The organism is Caballeronia sp. DA-9, assembly GCF_051615025.1.
GTDB classification, from domain to species: Bacteria; Pseudomonadota; Gammaproteobacteria; order Burkholderiales; family Burkholderiaceae; genus Caballeronia; species Caballeronia sordidicola.
In genome coordinates, this window is record NZ_CP195133.1 from 622,516 (window position 1) to 639,877 (window position 17,362).

Annotated in this window: 17 protein-coding genes; 9 read left to right on the top strand and 8 right to left on the bottom strand. The window is 60.3% G+C overall.

Translation table 11 applies throughout. From position 1 onward, the window contains the following. Nucleotides 1–269 precede the first annotated feature (269 nt). The gene (locus ACRWA7_RS19000) at nt 270–707 is read left to right on the top strand and encodes a hypothetical protein (protein ID WP_157766659.1); all 438 of its coding nucleotides are present in this window, start codon (nt 270–272) and stop codon (nt 705–707) included. Between the two features lie 97 nt (nt 708–804). Here ACRWA7_RS19000 and purB read toward each other — a convergent pair whose 3' ends face one another. Further along, nucleotides 805–2,193 (bottom strand): adenylosuccinate lyase, encoded by a 1,389-nt coding sequence (gene purB / locus ACRWA7_RS19005; RefSeq protein ID WP_438395470.1) that lies wholly within the window; start codon nt 2,191–2,193, stop codon nt 805–807. 152 nt (nt 2,194–2,345) lie between these two features. On the opposite strand from purB, the gene ACRWA7_RS19010 reads away from it, so the two are divergent. Beyond that, nucleotides 2,346–2,600, top strand: a complete 255-nt coding sequence (locus ACRWA7_RS19010) for a FitA-like ribbon-helix-helix domain-containing protein (protein WP_060856940.1) — start codon at nt 2,346–2,348, stop codon at nt 2,598–2,600. After that, complete coding sequence (locus ACRWA7_RS19015; RefSeq protein WP_438395472.1) at nt 2,597–3,019, top strand: type II toxin-antitoxin system VapC family toxin; 423 nt, start codon at nt 2,597–2,599, stop codon at nt 3,017–3,019. Before ACRWA7_RS19010 ends, ACRWA7_RS19015 begins: the two co-directional genes overlap by 4 nt. A 30-nt stretch (nt 3,020–3,049) precedes the next feature. Here ACRWA7_RS19015 and murU read toward each other — a convergent pair whose 3' ends face one another. Beyond that, nucleotides 3,050–3,763: an N-acetylmuramate alpha-1-phosphate uridylyltransferase MurU gene (gene murU, locus ACRWA7_RS19020; RefSeq protein ID WP_438395474.1), complete on the bottom strand. Its 714-nt coding sequence runs from the start codon at nt 3,761–3,763 to the stop codon at nt 3,050–3,052. Next, a complete protein-coding gene (locus tag ACRWA7_RS19025; RefSeq protein WP_438395475.1) occupies nt 3,763–4,788 on the bottom strand; it encodes an aminoglycoside phosphotransferase family protein in 1,026 nt (341 codons plus the stop codon). Before ACRWA7_RS19025 ends, murU begins: the two co-directional genes overlap by 1 nt. 282 nt (nt 4,789–5,070) lie before the next feature. Between ACRWA7_RS19025 and ACRWA7_RS19030 the strand changes: the two genes are divergently transcribed. From ACRWA7_RS19030 to ACRWA7_RS19055, 6 genes are all read left to right on the top strand, one after another. After that, the gene (locus ACRWA7_RS19030) at nt 5,071–7,458 is read left to right on the top strand and encodes an LPS-assembly protein LptD (protein WP_438395477.1); all 2,388 of its coding nucleotides are present in this window, start codon (nt 5,071–5,073) and stop codon (nt 7,456–7,458) included. Between the two features lie 168 nt (nt 7,459–7,626). Then, nucleotides 7,627–8,988: a peptidylprolyl isomerase gene (locus tag ACRWA7_RS19035; RefSeq protein ID WP_438395478.1), complete on the top strand. Its 1,362-nt coding sequence runs from the start codon at nt 7,627–7,629 to the stop codon at nt 8,986–8,988. Nucleotides 8,989–8,999: 11 nt separating this feature from the next. Continuing rightward, on the top strand, nt 9,000–9,983 hold the full coding sequence (gene pdxA / locus ACRWA7_RS19040; protein ID WP_438395480.1) for a 4-hydroxythreonine-4-phosphate dehydrogenase PdxA: 984 nt from the start codon (nt 9,000–9,002) through the stop codon (nt 9,981–9,983). 32 nt (nt 9,984–10,015) lie between these two features. Beyond that, the gene (rsmA, locus tag ACRWA7_RS19045; protein ID WP_438395482.1) at nt 10,016–10,828 is read left to right on the top strand and encodes a 16S rRNA (adenine(1518)-N(6)/adenine(1519)-N(6))-dimethyltransferase RsmA; all 813 of its coding nucleotides are present in this window, start codon (nt 10,016–10,018) and stop codon (nt 10,826–10,828) included. A 260-nt stretch (nt 10,829–11,088) separates the two neighbouring features. Beyond that, a complete protein-coding gene (locus ACRWA7_RS19050; protein ID WP_438395483.1) occupies nt 11,089–12,252 on the top strand; it encodes a porin in 1,164 nt (387 codons plus the stop codon). Between the two features lie 124 nt (nt 12,253–12,376). Further along, on the top strand, nt 12,377–13,348 hold the full coding sequence (locus ACRWA7_RS19055) for a LysR family transcriptional regulator (protein WP_060856947.1): 972 nt from the start codon (nt 12,377–12,379) through the stop codon (nt 13,346–13,348). A 3-nt stretch (nt 13,349–13,351) separates the two neighbouring features. On the opposite strand, the gene ACRWA7_RS19060 is transcribed toward ACRWA7_RS19055, so the two are convergent. From ACRWA7_RS19060 to gmhB, 5 genes are all read right to left on the bottom strand, one after another. Beyond that, nucleotides 13,352–14,284: a DMT family transporter gene (locus tag ACRWA7_RS19060; RefSeq protein WP_060856948.1), complete on the bottom strand. Its 933-nt coding sequence runs from the start codon at nt 14,282–14,284 to the stop codon at nt 13,352–13,354. Between the two features lie 122 nt (nt 14,285–14,406). Beyond that, nucleotides 14,407–14,793 carry a lactoylglutathione lyase gene (gene gloA / locus ACRWA7_RS19065; RefSeq protein ID WP_438395485.1) on the bottom strand — a complete coding sequence of 129 codons (387 nt, stop codon included), beginning with the start codon at nt 14,791–14,793 and terminating at the stop codon, nt 14,407–14,409. A 147-nt stretch (nt 14,794–14,940) separates the two neighbouring features. Beyond that, nucleotides 14,941–15,897, bottom strand: a complete 957-nt coding sequence (locus ACRWA7_RS19070; RefSeq protein ID WP_438396694.1) for a M48 family metallopeptidase — start codon at nt 15,895–15,897, stop codon at nt 14,941–14,943. Between the two features lie 86 nt (nt 15,898–15,983). Further along, nucleotides 15,984–16,757, bottom strand: coding sequence for a lysophospholipid acyltransferase family protein (locus tag ACRWA7_RS19075; protein WP_060856950.1), 774 nt, complete (start codon nt 16,755–16,757; stop codon nt 15,984–15,986). 41 nt (nt 16,758–16,798) lie between these two features. Then, nucleotides 16,799–17,362 carry a D-glycero-beta-D-manno-heptose 1,7-bisphosphate 7-phosphatase gene (gmhB, locus tag ACRWA7_RS19080; protein WP_438395486.1) on the bottom strand — a complete coding sequence of 188 codons (564 nt, stop codon included), beginning with the start codon at nt 17,360–17,362 and terminating at the stop codon, nt 16,799–16,801.

Genomic DNA, 17,362 nt, shown 5'->3' on the forward strand with positions numbered 1-17,362 from the left:
GTTTTGGAACGGCTTTTTTTGTTGTGCGCTGGTGATCGGGGCGTCCATTGGTCCAGTGTACGAAGCCGTCTTTACTCAAACGCGAAATCCCTTATTTCAACGTTGTGATGGAGCGGCCGGGCAGACATGGATAGCGTATTGCTGTCTGGACACGTTGCTTGACTTGCGTGTTTGAGGAAACGTGAAAGCGCGACGTTGTTTATCTATGGTGGCTTTACACCGCGCAAGCGGAATATCGCCTCGGTTCCCTACTAGAAAAGGATACAAAAATGGCTTCTGAGTTTGTTGCCCGCATGCAGGCAGTCATTACAGATGTTGATGGAGTAACGGGAGGCGGAACGACAAGCGGCTACAGGTCGCTCATCAATGGAACAGCGGATCCTTACGCGACTATTGACGTGTATGACGGTACATCGTTGCTTGGCGTAGTTTCAGCAAACGGGCAAGGCGGCTGGTCGCTGCAACTTTCAGCGCCGTTATCTGACGGCATTCACGATTTTTCGGTGGTGCAGGCCGGCGACTTCGGCCTCAAAAGCACTTCCAGCTATTTTTCGATCAGCGTTATTGCGCCGGAGGAACCGCAATCACCATTCGATGAAACTATTTTGTACAGCAGCGCATCGCGGTCGAATGACAGGGTTCTGGATAACGCGACACCGTATTTTCCGCCCAATGCTTTTACATCGCACCGCGGGCGCCACCAATAAGGAACTACTGCGGAGCGACCGGGCAGTGAAAAAAAGCCGTTCAATTGCTTGAACGGCTTTCGCTATTAATTCGATTAAAACGCGCGCTGTGTGTCCGCTATTTGATTCGCTGCGCCAGTTCAACCGCCTTGCCCACATATGATCCTGGCGTCATGGCAAGCAGCAATTGCTTCGCGTTATCGGGAATGGCAAGTCCGTTAATGAACGCCTGCAGACCTTCTCGCGTAATGCCCTTGCCGCGCGTCAATTCCTTCAATTGCTCGTAGGGATTTTCCACGCCGTATCGGCGCATGACGGTTTGAATCGGTTCCGCCAGCACTTCCCAGCAGTTATCCAGATCTTCATTCAGGCGCGCGGCGTTCACTTCGAGCTTGTCCAGGCCGCGAATCAGCGAATCATAGGAAAGCAGCGAATAGCCGAACGCCACGCCAATATTGCGCAGCACGGTGGAATCCGTCAGATCGCGCTGCCAGCGCGAAATGGGCAGCTTGTCGGCGAGATGGCGCAGCATTGCATTCGCCATGCCGAGATTGCCCTCGGAGTTTTCGAAGTCGATGGGATTGACCTTATGCGGCATGGTCGATGACCCGATCTCTCCGGCCTTCGTCCGCTGCTTGAAATAGCCGACGGAGATATAACCCCATACGTCCCGATCGAGATCCAGCAGGATGGTGTTGGCGCGCGAGATGGCGTCGAATAGTTCGGCCATGTAGTCGTGCGGCTCAATCTGGATGGTGTACGGGTTGAACGTCAGCTTCAGCCGGTCCTCGATCACACCTTCCGCGAATGCTTCCCAATCGAATTCCGGATACGCCGAAAGATGCGCGTTGAAGTTGCCGACCGCGCCGTTCATCTTTCCGAGAACGGGCACTTCCGCGATCCGTTCAATGGCGTTCTGCAAGCGTGCGGCAACGTTCGCCATTTCCTTGCCGAGCGTGGTCGGGCTGGCCGGCTGACCGTGCGTGCGCGAGAGCATGGGTTGCGCGGCGTTGTCGTGCGCGAGCTTGATCAGGCGGTCATGCACGGAGCGCAGCGCGGGCAGGATCACGTGTTCGCGCGCGCCCGCGATCATCATGCCGTGCGACGTATTGTTGATGTCTTCCGACGTGCACGCGAAGTGGATGAACTCGCTCGCACGCTCGAGTTCCGGCTGACCCTTGACGGATTCCTTGAGCCAGTACTCGACGGCTTTCACGTCGTGATTCGTGACCTTTTCGATGTCCTTGATGCGCGCCGCGTCGTGCGCGGTGAAGCGTTCGGCGAGTTGCAGCAGGAAGTTTTCCGACGCTTCGGAAAAAGGCGGAATTTCATCGAAACCGGCCTGCGAAAGTGCGATCAGCCAGTGAATTTCCACCTTCACGCGGTGTTTCATGAACGCGTACTCGGACAACCAGTCGCGCAGCGCTTCGGTTTTGGCGGCATAGCGGCCGTCGAGCGGCGAAAGCGCGGTGAGCGCGAAAAGGGTATCAGGACGGGTATCGGACATGGGCGGGCCGCGGAAAAGAGGCGAAAGGGGAAGCGGAGATTTTAACATTTGCAAACCGGCCGCCGAACGACATGTAGCTCGAGGACCTTTGGTCTAAATCCCAATTTTGTGCTAGCATTGCAGTCAATGACAGCAAATGAGGCATTTTTTCAATGGCAACGCTGACAATTCGGAATCTGGATGACCAGGTAAAGGCATTGCTCCGTGTGGAGGCGGCCCGGCATGGCCGTTCCATGGAGGAGGAGGTGCGAGTGATCCTGCAGAATGCGTTGACGGGAGCCGCGAACCCGACTGGCTCGATTGGTTTAGGCAGCCGTATTCATCAACGTTTTGCCCACTTGGCCGACGCCGGCCTGACATTGCCGGAGCGCAATGAAAAGCCGCGATCCGCTGAGTTTCTGGAATGATCGTTCTGGACACGAACGTCCTGTCGGAAATCATGCGGGCCGACCCTGACGAAAACGTACTCGCCTGGCTGGACTCCCAGAACGTACCGGACTTGCAGACCACGGCTATCACGATCGCGGAGTTGTTGTATGGCGTTGCGCGTCTGCCGCATGGCCGACGCAAAAGCGGCTTGCGCGGCGCCATAGAAACAATGCTCGAAGGCGAACTTGCGGGCAAGGTGCTGCCTTTCGACGATATTTCCGCGCACCGGTACGCCCTGCTCGTGGCTGAACGCGAGGCGCAAGGCCGGCCAATCAGTTCCGCCGATGCGCAAATTGCCGCCATCTGTCACAGCCGCGACGCAATGCTTGCCACGCGAAACGTCAAGGACTTCGAAGGAACGGGCGTTCCTGTCATCGATCCATGGATCGCCGCGTAGCATGTTTGCGGCTGTTTGCCGCTTATCGGTTCACTTGCCCCGCAGCGCCCGATCCAGCGCTTCCAGTTGCGCCGCCGTCCCGACATTCTCCCATCGCCCCTCATACAGCTCGCCCGTAGCGCGTCCCGCCGCGACTGTTTCCTGGTAATACGGTGTCAAGGCGCGCCGGGTGTTCGGTGCGAGATCGCGGAACATGCGGGTATCGTATAAACCGATGTTGCCGAACGTGTAGCGTTGCGCGCCATCCAGGGAAAGCGTCCCATTGGGTTCGAGAGCGAAATCCCCGTGCATGTGAAACGGTGGATTGGGGACCATGACCAGATGCATCGCCGGCTCGGATGCAAGCGCCAACGCCTGCGCGCGCGCTCGCAGACTCGCATAGTCGAAATCGCAGAACACGTCGCCGCTGACGGCCAGGAAAACCGTCGGCTCGTCTTGCGTTTCCAGCAATGGCAAAGCCTTCGCGATCCCGCCCGCCGTCTCCAGCGCATGCATTTCGTGCGAGTAGCGGATCTCGACGCTCCAGCGCGAACCATTGCCCAGATTCGATTGAAGCATCCGTCCAAGCCACGCGTGATTGATCACGATGACTTCAAACCCCGCCGCCGCCAGCCGTTCGATTTGCCAGACAATCAGCGCCTTGCCGCCGACTTTCAGCAGTGGCTTGGGGCACGTATCCGTCAGTGGCCGCATGCGTTCGCCGCGCCCGGCGGCAAAGATCATTGCAGTATTCAAGGCGCTCATCAGAACGTATATCCCACATCCACCGCGCGGCCTTCGAGCGTGTCGAGCAAGCGTGCGAACGGCCGCAACGGCCTGTAGCGCTCGGAAACCTTCCTGGCATAGCCGATAAACCTCGGCAGATCGGCGAGATACTGCGGTTTTCCATCGCGATGATAAATCCGCGCAAAAAGCCCAAGCACCTTGATATGGCGCTGCAATCCCATCCATTCGATCTGCCGGTAAAACTCGCCGAAGTCGGCATCGACGGGCAATCCGGCTCGGCGCGCGCCCTCCCAGTAGTAGACGAAGCAATCAAGCTCGAATTCTTCTTCCCAACTGATGAACGCGTCGCGCAACAACGACGCAATGTCATAGCTCAACGGGCCATAAACCGCGTCCTGAAAGTCGAGCACGCCGGGATTGGGTTCGGCGACCATGAGGTTGCGCGGCATGAAGTCACGCAGCATGAAAACCTGCGGCTGGGCCAGCGCGCTTTGCACGAGCACGTTGAAGGTTTCGTCGAGCACCTTGCGTTCGGACGCTTCCAGCGTATGGCCAAGATGGCGCGCCGCGAACCACTCGGGCATCAACTCCATTTCGCGGCGTAAAAACGCTTCATCGAAAGCGGGCAAAACGCCATCCCGCGATGTCGCCTGGAACCTGATCAACGCATCTATGGCCGCGCGCATCAGCGGGCGGGCGTTTTTTTCGTTGAGCACGGAGAGGTAGGTCGTGGTGCCGAGATCCGTCACCAGCATGAAGCCGGCATCGAAATCGGCCTCGAGAATCTGCGGCACGTGCACGCCGGCGTCGCGCAGCAACCCCGCGACTTGCACGAACTCGCGGCATTTTTCGGGCGGCGGGGCGTCGACGGCAATCAGCGTATGTCCAGACCCGCTTTCGGCAGCCAGCCGGAAATAGCGGCGAAAACTGGCGTCGGCGGAAGCGGGTGCAAGCGTTGAAAGATCCAGCCGATACCGCCCAGTCACAGTTTGTAGCCAGTCGTGAAGCTGTGTAAGGCGAAAATCAGGGGTTTGGGGCGTCATAAATTCTAAGGGTGAAACGTCTTGCCATATAATACCCCACGACTTTTTTAAGCATTCCGTTTGCATCGCGTGTAACGCCCGGCGCCCCGGCCTGCAAGAAGCCATGACGGCTTTGCGCAGGACGGGAGTTACCGCCCGCACCATCCATCGATCGATTCATTTTCGTTCGCAGCGAACCGAGAACTCCGGTGGCGCGAGTTCCGGTGGCTGTGCCCGGCTGCTCGCGCCTTCAGGTGTCGAGCGTCGAGCGCCGAGCGTGACGCGATTGAACAGCACTCAAACATGCCGCCACGACAGCTTTCCAAACCAGTTTTATCGCGCCCATTGCGTGATCCGCGGCCACGCAGGCGGCGGCTGTTCGCGGCGTTGATTGCGGTGCCGGGCCTCATGCCGGCCCTCGCGCACGCGCAGTTGTCGGGCCCCGCCGCGGACACCCAGCCGCTCGGCGACCCGTGGAGCCTGCGGCTTGCGCCCCAGCTCGAAGAACGGCCGCTGAGGCAGGGCGACCAGCCGGCCACGTTCGTGCTGGGCGACCGCACCAACGGCACGGCCGACCAGGACATGGCGGCGAAGGGTTCCGCGGAGTTGCGCCGCAATACGTCGGTGATCAAGTCGGATGCGCTGCATTACGACCAGGACAGCGACATGGCCGACGCTTACGGCAATGTCAGGATCTTCAACAACGGCAATACGTTCGTTGGCCCGGAAGCGCATTTGAAGGTGGAGGCGAACGAGGGTTACATGACGAACCCGAAGTACCGCTTCAACCTGTCGAACGGTTCGGGCAGTGCGGCGCGCGCGGACCTGATCGACGACGAGCAGACGCGCGTGGACCACGGCACGTACACGGCATGTTCGTGCGAAACGGACCCGGCGTGGTACATCAAGGGCACATCGTTTGATTTCGATACCGGCGCGAACGAAGGCGTGGCCCACAACGGCGTGCTGTTCTTCCAGGGCGTGCCGGTGTTCGCGAGCCCGTGGATGTCGTTTCCGCTTACCGGCGAACGCCGCAGCGGGATCTTGCCGCCCACGGTATCGCTGAATTCAACAACAGGTTTTGAAATCTCGCTGCCGTATTACTTCAATATCGCGCCGAACCGCGATCTGGTGGTGACACCGCGTCTCATGACGCGGCGCGGGCTTCAGTTGCAGTCGACCTTCCGGTATTTGTCGCCTACGTATTCGGGCACCATTACCGGCGAATTCCTGCCGAACGACATGCAGACGCATACGAACCGCTATGCGATCTACATTCAGCATCAGCAGAATTTCGGCGGCGGCTTCGCGGGTTACATCAACTACAACAAGGTCTCGGACAGCCAGTATCCGGAAGACCTCGGCAACGCCGCGAACCAGTTCCTGAACGGCACGCAAGTGCTGTATCAGCAGGAAGCCGGGTTGACCTACAACAACGGCCCGTGGTCCATCATCGCCCGCGAGCAGCGCTGGCAGACCCTGCCGCCGGCAGTGGCGCCGTATGCGCGCGAGCCGCAGTTGAACGTGCTGTACAACAAGTACAACGTAGGCGGATTCGACTACGGCGCGGAGATGGACTACACGCGCTTCACGACCACGGTTGAGGACGCAACGAAAGGCCAGCGCGCGGTTTTCAACCCGTATTTGAGCTACAGCATCACGGGTCCGGGTTATTTCGTCACGCCGAAGGTCCAGTACCATCTGGCGTCGTACAACCTGACCCAGCTTGGCAGCGTGGCTTCCGGCACGCCCGTGGGCCAGCCGAAGAGCCTGACGGAATCCATTCCCACCGTCAGCTTCGACACCGGCCTGGTCTTCGACCGTTCGGTCACGGTGTTCGGGCAGGATTACATCCAGACGCTGGAACCGCGGCTTTACTACGTGTACACGCCGTACCGGAACCAGGAGTTCGCGCCTATTTTCGATACCGGCCAGGCCGACTTCAGCCTCGCCGAAATCTACACGCCGAACACGTACGCCGGTAACGACCGCATCGCCGACGCAAACCGCCTGACGGTCGGCCTGACCTCGCGTTTCATCAACCCGGCAACGGGCGACGAACGCGCGCGTTTTGTCATCGCGCAGCAGTATTATTTCCAGCCGCAGCGCGTCACGATCACGGAAGGCCAGCCGCTCGACCAGGCAAAGCATTCCGACCTGATCCTGGGTGCGTCGTTCAAGCTGGGCGCCGGGTTTTCGCAGGAAACCGCGTTCCAATATAATGCCGACAACAACCAGCTCGTGCGCTCGAGCATTGGTTTCGGATTCAGTCCCGAAGCGCGCAAGGTCATCAATATTGGCTACCGCTACACGCGGGCGAACGAAACCACGCTGTCAACCCAGCCGATCAACCAGGTTCTGATCTCGGCACAATGGCCGCTTACGCGACACATTTATAGCGTTGGCCGGGTGAACTACGACCTGGCAAGCCATCGTCTCGTCGACGGGCTGCTGGGCTTCCAGTACGATGCCGACTGCTGGACGCTCGGCCTCGGCGTGCAGCGTTACGCAAACGGCGTCAATAGCACCGGTAGTAACAGCGCCGGCACGCGCGTGCTTGCGCAAATGACGTTCAAGGGCCTCTCGAACGTCGATAATGGCCTGACCGCGGCGTTCCGCGCCGGCGTCAACGGTTATACGCCGCCACCACCGCCGCCCGCGCCGCTTGCGCGTTATACCAATTACGAATGAGCACGCGGGTAGAGCCGGTTACGGCAGAAGTGCCAGCGGTACGCGACAGGGCGTATATTCGTGGGTTGGAGTGCGGCTGGAAAGGTACGAAGGGCACGAAGGGCACGCAGCAGCGCAAGGTAATAGGGCCGGTCACCGGCCGCAATCGATGGAGTATCTGTGTCAAACATGAACAAGTTTAAGTGGACAACGTTCGCGGCAAGCGCATGCGCCGCGGCTTTCCTGACCGGCCCCGTGGCGCACGCTCAGGCGTTGTCCACACCGGGCGGCGTGCAGATAGCGGACTCCGTGGTCGCGGTTGTGAACAATGACGTGATCACCGAGCGCGAGCTCAATGATCGCAGCAATCTCATCGTGCGCCGTTTGCAGCAGCAAAACGCGCCGGTGCCGCCGGCCGCGCAGTTGCAGCGTCAGGTGCTCGACCAGATGGTGCTGGAACGCATTCAGTTGCAAAAGGCGAACGAAGACAACATCACCATCGACGCCCCGACCGTGCAGCGCACGCTCGAGCGTCTCGCGCAGCAAAACCAGATGACGCTCGATGTGTATCGTGCGCGCATCGAGGCGCAAGGCGTGCCTTGGGACACTTTTCAGCGCGACGCCCGCACGGAGCTGACGCTCTCGAAGCTGCGTGAAAAAGAGGTGGACAGCAAGATCACGGTGTCCGACGCGGAAGTGGCGAACTACGTGGCAAGCCAGCGCGGACCGAACGCAGGCGGCGGCAACGACCTGCATTTGCAGCACATCATGTTCAAGGTGCCGGAAAACGCGTCGCAGGCTGACATTGCCGCTATTCAGGCAAAGGCCGAAGCCGTGTTGAACGAAGCACAAAGCGGGACCGACTTCACGAAGCTTGCGAAGAACAACACGCAGGACACCGATGCAGCCAAGGGCGGCGATCTCGGTTTCCGCACGCAGGCTTCGTTGCCGCCGTCGATTGTGACGGCGGTTTCGTCGCTGCGTCCGAACCAGGTGAATCCGCAACTGATTCGCACCGCAGGCGGCTTCGAAATCATCAAGCTGGTGGAGCGCCGCACGGGTCAGGGCCAGGCCGCCGATGCGCCGAAGCTCGTGCAAACGCACGTCCGCCACATCCTGCTGCGCGTGACCGACGGCACGTCGGAACCGGCGGCACGTCAAAAATTGCTCGAAATCAAGGCGGACGTAGCAAAGGGCGGCGATTTCGCCAACTACGCGCGCACGTACTCTTCGGACGGCTCGGCTTCGCAGGGTGGCGATCTCGGCTGGATCAGCCCGGGCGAAACCGTGCCGGAATTCGAGCGCGCCATGAACAACCTGAAAGACGGCGAAGTCAGCGATCCGGTGCGTTCGGAATACGGCTATCACCTGATCCAGGTGCTCGGACGCCGCGAAGCGGAAGGCTCGGTGCAGCAGCAACTCGATCTGGCGCGTCAGGCGATCGGCCAGCGCAAGGCCGAGCAGGCGTATTCCGACTGGCTGCGCGAACTGCGCGACACGGCTTACGTCCAGTACAAGGGCGCGGCCGCTCAGCAGGCCCTGAACCAGTAAAGGTTGTCCGCATGGAACCAGCCGGCCGCGCATTGTCGATAGCCATCACCACCGGGGAACCGGCCGGTGTGGGTCCTGAGTTGACAGTGGCGGCGCTGGCGCACGCGGCTGAACGCTGGCCCGGCGTGACGTTCTCGGTGCTGGCCGACCGTGACCTGATGACGGAGCGCGCGGGTGCGTCGGCGTGGCTTTCGGGCAGTGCGCTGATTGAGATAGAGCATCACGCGCTGTGCGTTCCAGCCAAGGCAGGCACGCTCGACGCCGCGAACGGGCGCTACGTGCTCGGCCTGCTCGATACAGCAATCGACGGCGCAATGAGCGGACGGTTCGACGCCATCGTTACGGCGCCGCTGCAGAAAAGCACCATCAACGACGCCGGCGTTCCCTTCACCGGTCATACCGAGTATCTCGCCGAACGCACGCACACGCCGCGCGTGGTCATGATGCTCGCCGGTTCGGGCGAACGGCCGCTGCGCGTCGCGCTCGCCACCACTCACCTGCCGCTGAAGGATGTATCGGCGGCGCTGACGGTGGATGGCATTGTCGACACGCTGGACATCATTCATCGTGACCTGAAAGCCATGTTCGGCTTGCCCCAGCCGCGCATTCTCGTCACCGGACTGAATCCGCATGCGGGCGAGAACGGTTATCTTGGCCGCGAGGAAATCGATGTCATCACGCCAGCACTTGTGCGTGCACGCGAAATGGGTATCGACGCGCCGGGCCCGTATCCCGCCGACACGCTGTTCCAGCCGCGTTATCTGAAAGACGCCGATTGCGTACTGGCCATGTTTCACGACCAGGGCCTGCCGGTCCTGAAGTACGTGACTTTCGGCGAAGGTATCAACGTGACGCTCGGCTTGCCGATCATCCGCACGTCTGTCGATCACGGCACCGCGCTCGATCTTGCCGGCACGGGCCGGGCGGACGCGGGCAGCCTGATTGCCGCCATCGATACCGCTGTTGCCATGGCGCGCCATCGTCGCGCGGCCTGATCCCTTATTGCAGTTCCTGACCGGTTTCTTCGATGTCCATCAAGCACCAGGGCCACTTCGCGCGCAAGCGCTTCGGGCAGAACTTTCTCGTTGACCAGGGCGTGATCGATTCCATAGTCGATACCATCGATCCGAAGCGCGGCGAACGCATGGTCGAGATTGGACCGGGATTGGCCGCGCTGACCGCGCCGCTGATCGAACGGCTTTCCACGCCTGAATCGCCGCTGCACGCCGTTGAACTGGATCGCGATCTGATCGGGCGGCTGGAGAAGCGCTTTGGCAATCTGCTCGCACTGCACGCGGGCGACGCGCTCGCGTTCGACTTCGGCTCGCTCGCGCTGGAATCTGAAAAACCGTCGTTGCGGATTGTCGGAAACCTGCCGTACAACATTTCCAGCCCGCTGCTTTTTCATTTGACGACGTTCGCGCCGAAGGTGATCGACCAGCATTTCATGTTGCAGGACGAAGTGGTGGACCGCATGATCGCCGAGCCGGGAACCAAGGACTTTGGCCGGCTGACGGTGATGCTGCAGTACCGGTATTCCATCGACAAGCTGATCGATGTCCCACCCGAATCGTTCAATCCGCCGCCGAAAGTGAATTCGGCGATTGTCCGCATGATTCCGTATGCGCCGCACGAACTGCCCGCCGTCGATGACAAGGTGCTCGGCGAGGTCGTGCTGGCTGCCTTCTCGCAGCGTCGCAAGATGATGCGCAATACGCTGGGTGTGTATCGTGACCGCGTTGACTTCGATGCACTTGGCTTCGATCTATCGCGGCGGGCTGAAGAAGTACCTGTGGCCGAATTCGTGAAGCTTGCGCAAACCGTGGCGCAGGCGCGCTGAGTTGTAGTTGTCGTGTGGTTGTAATTAAACGTCAGTTCGTTTTTCTTCCTCTCTCCACGTCGTTTTCCAGGCTTTTCCCCTCTTGATTCCATGCGCTCCCTGCATTCTTTCGATGCAAGGAATGCACTGGAGTTAATCGTCTCCTTAGCCTCAAATTAGCGACGCGCCTGGCTGCCTGGCTTTCATACCACAGCCGCAGCCAGCGCCAGACGCGTGCGAGTTTGATTCGCACTACGAGACGACAAGGAGACGGGAGACGCATGAAGAGTTCAAGTGTTTTTGAGAAAAAAAGCAGATTCGGCGCGTGGCGTGCGCAGTGGTGCAAACTGGGTTTTGCGGTTCTGCCCGCAGCGCTGAGTTGTGGATCGAGCCACGCGCAGTCCAGTGTCACGCTCTATGGCGTTGCGGACGTGAGCATGCGATATCTTTCCAATGCGGACACGCAAGGCAACGGCCGCTTCCTCATGGGACCGGGCGGCATGAGTGAAAGCCGCTGGGGCATCAAGGGCGTGGAAGATCTCGGCGGCGGCTGGTCGACTATATTCAAGCTGGAGAACCGCTTCTTCCTGAGCAACGGTCAAAGCGATCCGACCATGCCGTTCTTCAATGAAGCGCAGATCGGCATTCAATCCACGTCGTATGGACAGGTTGTGATTGGCCGCCAATACAACGTGATGATCGAAGGCATCACCATGGGCGGCTATTCGAGCAATCCATGGATTCCGTACGACTTCAATTTCCAGCCCGAAGTCACCATGACGGGCGGTATCTGGAGCAGCAACCAGATCCAGTATCACGGCAAGATCAAGGACTTTCGCTTCTCCACCGCGTATTCGTTCAGCGGCAACGCGGGCAAGCTGTCATACGGCAGCCAATATGGCGTGGCCGCGGCCTACGCGCCCGGTGGCGGACCCATCTCGCTCGGCGGCGCGTTCAAGGAAACCAAGGACTCGCTCAATGGCAGCGACGCAAAAGCGTGGACCGTTGGCGGGTCGTACACGTGGGACAAGACCCGCTTTGCGCTGGGTTATATCGTCAACCAGAACGACAAGGGCTTTACCACGTTCGCCAACGGACCGTTCTCGGCACCAGGGCTTGCCGCGTTGAAGTACTCGGACTTCAAGCGCCGCCGAATGATCCTTGGCGGCATCACGCAGCATGTGGGCAGCACGTGGCATTTCGCGGCAAACGTCTGGCGCACGCTGCAGGACGGCAAGGCGCAATCGCAGGACGGCTCCGCATGGCAATATCAACTGGTTGCGGACTACGACTTGTCCAAGCGCACCGACGTGTATGTAGAAACCGATTATTCGCGCTATAAGGGCGATCTGATCGGCACGCAGCTGCAAGGCGTGAATGCGGTGAGTCTCGCTCAGAAAAGCACGCAACTTGGTGTAATGGTCGGCATTCGGCACCGGTTCTGAACGTGTGCCGGCGAAACGTCGCCTGAGCATGAGGCGGCGTTTCGCTTTTGAGGAAACGGACGTGGATGTTATAACCAGCCGGCGTTGAATCGGGCAGAAAACATTTAGGGCTGCGTCATACATCATGCATGAGATCAATTCGCGCCGACTGGCGCACCTTGTTGCGCTCGCCGAAGAGGGCAGCTTCGCGCGTGCGGCGGAGCGCGTGCATTTGAGTCAGCCGGCGTTGAGCCGCAGCATCCAGGCGCTGGAAGACGAATTCGATATCAAGCTTTTCGATCGTGCCGCACGCGGTGTCGCTACAACTGCTGCGGGAAAGTTGCTGGTCGAGCGAGCGCGGCGCGTGTTGTTCGAAGCCCGCTGTCTTTTTCGCGATGTCGAACTCGTCCGCTCCGACGCGCTCGGCGAAGTGAGAATCGGTCTTGGGGCGCATGCCGCCGATATCCTGTTTCCGGAACTGCTTGTCGAGTTCGCGCGGAAATATCCGGCCATCAAGATATCGCTGGAGATAGCCGAAGCGGGTACGCTGATGGAACAGCTACGCGCCGAGCGCGCTGATTTTGTGGTGGTGGATCGCCGGGAAACGGCTATTGCGCCCGACGTAACCATGCATCGTCTGACAGGTCACGACGGCGGCTGGTTCGTGCGGCCCGGGCATCCGCTGCTTGCGCGTGAGCCCGTGCCGCTCGCGGCGCTCCGGGAGTATCCGCTGGTGTCGGTGACGCTTTCGGCTTTCATGGCGGACGCCGTGCGCCGGCTGCTGAAGTTTCGCGCGCACGAAGCCATTCCGCTGCATCTAGAATGCAATGACGTCGCCGTGTTGAAGCGCGTTGTCGCGCGCACGGATGCCATCATGTTTTGCACGGCTTCATCGGTGCAACGGGACGCGTTGCATGAGCGGCTCGTGCGCGTGTCGATCGTGCATCCACGCAAGCTGGGTTTGCAATTCGCGCTGGTTTGTCTTGCGGACCGGACACAATCGGCGGCGGCCGAAGGCGCGCTTGCGCTGGCGGCTCAGATCATGAACGACGCCAGCCGCGCGGCGCGAGCGGCTCGTGGGACGCATCCCGCGCGAGCCATGACCCGCAGCCGATGAACCTCAAGCGCGCGCCCGGCCAGCCGGCGCATTTACCAGCCCAATGCCAATCACCACCAGCGCGGCCGCCATCACGAAGCGCGTGGTCAGCGTGTCGCCAAGCAAGACCACGCCAAACGCGACGCCGAAGATAGGCGTGAGGAACGAGAACACCGAAAGCCGCGATGCCATATAGCGCGTGAGCAGCCAGAACCACGTGAGATAACTCAGGAACGCCACTACTATCGCCTGATACGCGAGGCTCGCAATCGCAGCCGGCGTGATCGTGCCGATGTGGGTCTGATCGAGCGCGCAGGCGAGCCCGAGCAAGACAATCGCCGATACACCCAACTGATAGAACAATGTCTTGCTCGCACTGACGCGAGCAAGCGGCGAGGCTCGGATCACGACGGTCGTCGCAGCCCAGAACACGCCGCCGAGAACGCCGAGTGCATCGCCCGCCGTGCCGCGCCAGGTTGATGCCGTATCGGGATTCGGATGCAGGAAGCCATCAGCGAAAGCAATTGCAATGCCGCCGAACGCCAGCGCAATGCCAATCCACTGCACGCGCCGGAGTTTTTCCCCCGCCACGAAGAAGTGCAGCCCGAGCGCCATGAAACAGGGCGCGGTGTAGAGGAACACGACCATGCGCGTGGCGCTCGTGAGCGCCAGTCCAAGGAAGATGCACACGAACTCGCCGCCGAACAGCACGCCAGCGAGCAGGCCGGACGCGAGGGTATCGTCGCGGCGAAAAAGCGCCACGCCGCGCGAGCGCGTCCACAACCACACCAGGACCGTCGCAATAGTCGAACGAATGCCCGCCTGGAGCAGCGGCGGGAACGAGACATTGGCGCCTTTGATTGCGACCTGCTGGAATCCCCACACCGCGCACAAGCCGATCATCAGCAGGATGGCGGTGGCGTCGGGCGCGCGGCGAACGGGAAGGGCGGTGCTCATGGAATATTTTGTCTCTTATGCGCCGCGCAGATGGCGCTTGTTTTTGTGTTGGCGTTGCGGTGCTACAGGTCGTCTAAACGGCGAAGGCTCCGCGGCTTCCGCACGGAGCCCGGTCATTCATCTCAAGCGTGCTTCTCGATCAGTTCGACTTTATAACCGTCCGGATCTTCCACGAACGCGATAACCGTCGTGCCGCCTTTCACCGGCCCCGCTTCGCGCGAGACCTTGCCGCCCGCTTCGCGAATGCGGTCGCATGCCGCGGCGGCGTTGTCCACTTCCAGCGCAATGTGGCCGTAGGCCGAACCCAGGTCGTACTTGTCGACACCCCAGTTGTAGGTCAGTTCCAGCACGCTGTTTTCGCTTTCATCGCCGTAACCGACGAACGCCAGCGTGTACTTGTATTCCTTATTTTCGCTTTGGCGCAGCACTTTCATGCCGAGAATACGCGTGTAGAAATCGATAGAACGCTGCAAGTCGCCAACGCGCAGCATGGTGTGAAGAAGTCGCATGATGGGGTTCCTGTGAGGATTGTCGTTTGGCAGGAGCGGTCGCGTACCGTGTCTCATCTATGCGCGCGCACGGCGAAACGGCCACGCGTTAAATTGTATCGCCCTCGGCGAACGCTCGCAGGCGCGTAGCCCCGGCTGACTTCGGCGTCAAAGCAGCGGCAGCACTTCAGGTTGATGATGCTTGAGCGTATGCCGCGCTTCCCTGAAATCCGGAAAAATCGATTCGACCGTGCTCCAGAAACGCGCGCTGTGATTCATCTCGCGAAGGTGCGCAAGCTCGTGCGCGACCACGTAGTCAATGACGTGCACGGGGAAATGAATCAGCCGCCAGTTGAGGCGGATCCTGCCTTCGCTGGAACAACTGCCCCAGCGCGTTGCTGCCGACGACAACGCATATGTCTTGAATTCAACGCCAAGCTTCGCGGCGTACACAGGAAGGCGCTGACCGAACACTTCCAGCGCCTGTTTGTGTAACCAGCGTTGCACGCGCTCGCGTATGAGCGTTGTATCGGCGAGCGGAGGGAGGCCAAGCCAGAGCACGTTGGCGGCGGTATCGAAGTGTGGTTGCGTTGCGCTCTTGCCGGTCGCGCCCGGCACGGCGGTCATCATCACGGTGATGTTTTGCCCGAGATACGGAAGCTGCGCGCCGTCCTTCCACACAATGCGCGGCACAACGCGTTGTTCAACACGCGTTTGCCATTCCTCGAGCTTCTTGAAGATCCACTTTTCTTTCTCGACAATCGCGCTTTCGATTGCGCCGATAGTCACCCAACGCGGCGCGGTAATCGCGAGACCTGTGCCGTCGATCATGAAACCGATGGTGCGTCGCGACGAACGCTTCAACCTATATTCGAGCGTCTTTGCGCCAAGCACCAGTTGCCGGGATCGCGTACCGTCGGGAGCACGTAAAGGCGGAGCGGGCGTAGCGGTTGTATCGGCGGGCGTAATGTCGCCGCGCAATGTTGCAGGCAAGACGGGAGCGGCGCAATCGGCGGGCGAGGACACATGTTCCATCGGCGCGCCGAGCGGCAGATGGAGCGGCAAATCGAGTTGCTGTTTGTCGAGCGCGGCAGCCTGTTGCTGTCGCGTGGAAGTCTTCTGCATCGGCTCAGCTTGGCGCACGCGGCGCAGGAATGACGAAAAAAACGAAGCGAATGAATTCATGTGCCGGGAACACCAGCGCCGTAAAGTTACAGCCCTGTGGCCGCGCCCTGGGATTGCACAACAAAACGGTCGTCGGGACCATACGAATCCGGATCGATACGGCGCATTTCCGTTTCGATCCATTGCTCGACGCGCAAGTTGACTTCTTCCGCGGTGAGCCCCGTTGTCTCGATCGGACGGCCTATGGACAGTGTGACTATACCCGCATATTTGAGAAACGATTTGCGCGGCCAGACGTGCCCGGCGTTATGGGCGATGGGTACCACTGGCGCGCCGGCCGCAACCGCGAAACGCGCGCCGCCCGACTTGTACTTGCCTTGCCGGCCAACGGGCGTGCGTGTGCCTTCCGGGAACATGATGACCCACGCACCTTCGGCCATGCGCTCGCGCCCTTGCCGCGCCACTGAAGCAAACGCGTCCTTGCCCTGACGCCTGTCTATATGAACCATCTTCAGCATGCCCATGGTCCAGCCGAAGAACGGCACGAACAACAACTCGCGCTTGAAGACGTAGCAAAGCGGACGCGGCATCAACGCGGGGAACGCCAGCGTTTCCCACGCGGACTGGTGCTTGGCCAGCAGCACGGCGGGACCGTCGGGCAGGTTCTCCATGCCTTCGATCTTGTAGCGAATGCCAATCAGATACTGCATCACCACAATGGACGACTTGCACCAGAACGCCGCCATCCAGTAACGCCGTTCAGCGCCCAGGAACGGAAACGCGATGAAGCACGCGCACGCGTACGGCACCGTGTACACGACAAAATAAATCATCAACAACAGCGAACGAATGAAGCGCATCAGCTTGAATGAGTTCTATGAATCGACGAAATGCCGGCGCGTCAGTCGTGATCTTTAGCGAGGAAATCGAGCGCGAACGTGCGCAGGTCGTCGTGTACTTTTGTATTGGGCGGAAGATTGCCTGCCGCCAGCGTTTTTTGTCCCTTGCCGGTCAGCACCAGATGCAGGTCGAAGCCGAGCAGGGCGCCTGACTGCAGATCGCGCAGCGAATCGCCAACCACCGGCGTGCCGTGCGGATCGATCTCGAAGCGCTCCACGATCTGCTGCAACATGCCCGGCTTCGGCTTGCGGCATTCGCACTGGTCTTCCTGCGTATGCGGGCAGAAAAACACGGCGTCGATACGCCCGCCCACCGCCGCCACCGCCCGGTTCATCTTTTCATGCATGGCGTTGAGCGCGGCCATGTCGAAAAGACCGCGGCCAATACCCGACTGGTTCGACGCAATCGCCACGCGATACCCGGCCTGATTCAACCGCGCGATGGCTTCGAGACTGCCGGGAATGGCAACCCATTCTTCCGGCGACTTGATGAAGGCGTCCGAGTCGACGTTGATCACGCCGTCGCGGTCGAGGACCACCAGTTTCTTGTTTGCGTTGGCCGGCAT

Coding starts and splice junctions, on each gene's coding strand:
- ACRWA7_RS19000 (WP_157766659.1), top strand. CDS start 270: ATGGCTTCTGAGTTTGTTGCCCGCATGCAGGCAGTCATTACAGATGTT.
- purB (WP_438395470.1), bottom strand. CDS start 2,193: ATGTCCGATACCCGTCCTGATACCCTTTTCGCGCTCACCGCGCTTTCG.
- ACRWA7_RS19010 (WP_060856940.1), top strand. CDS start 2,346: ATGGCAACGCTGACAATTCGGAATCTGGATGACCAGGTAAAGGCATTG.
- ACRWA7_RS19015 (WP_438395472.1), top strand. CDS start 2,597: ATGATCGTTCTGGACACGAACGTCCTGTCGGAAATCATGCGGGCCGAC.
- murU (WP_438395474.1), bottom strand. CDS start 3,763: ATGAGCGCCTTGAATACTGCAATGATCTTTGCCGCCGGGCGCGGCGAA.
- ACRWA7_RS19025 (WP_438395475.1), bottom strand. CDS start 4,788: ATGACGCCCCAAACCCCTGATTTTCGCCTTACACAGCTTCACGACTGG.
- ACRWA7_RS19030 (WP_438395477.1), top strand. CDS start 5,071: ATGCCGCCACGACAGCTTTCCAAACCAGTTTTATCGCGCCCATTGCGT.
- ACRWA7_RS19035 (WP_438395478.1), top strand. CDS start 7,627: ATGAACAAGTTTAAGTGGACAACGTTCGCGGCAAGCGCATGCGCCGCG.
- pdxA (WP_438395480.1), top strand. CDS start 9,000: ATGGAACCAGCCGGCCGCGCATTGTCGATAGCCATCACCACCGGGGAA.
- rsmA (WP_438395482.1), top strand. CDS start 10,016: ATGTCCATCAAGCACCAGGGCCACTTCGCGCGCAAGCGCTTCGGGCAG.
- ACRWA7_RS19050 (WP_438395483.1), top strand. CDS start 11,089: ATGAAGAGTTCAAGTGTTTTTGAGAAAAAAAGCAGATTCGGCGCGTGG.
- ACRWA7_RS19055 (WP_060856947.1), top strand. CDS start 12,377: ATGCATGAGATCAATTCGCGCCGACTGGCGCACCTTGTTGCGCTCGCC.
- ACRWA7_RS19060 (WP_060856948.1), bottom strand. CDS start 14,284: ATGAGCACCGCCCTTCCCGTTCGCCGCGCGCCCGACGCCACCGCCATC.
- gloA (WP_438395485.1), bottom strand. CDS start 14,793: ATGCGACTTCTTCACACCATGCTGCGCGTTGGCGACTTGCAGCGTTCT.
- ACRWA7_RS19070 (WP_438396694.1), bottom strand. CDS start 15,897: ATGCAGAAGACTTCCACGCGACAGCAACAGGCTGCCGCGCTCGACAAA.
- ACRWA7_RS19075 (WP_060856950.1), bottom strand. CDS start 16,757: ATGCGCTTCATTCGTTCGCTGTTGTTGATGATTTATTTTGTCGTGTAC.
- gmhB (WP_438395486.1), bottom strand. CDS start 17,362: ATGCCGGCCAACGCAAACAAGAAACTGGTGGTCCTCGACCGCGACGGC.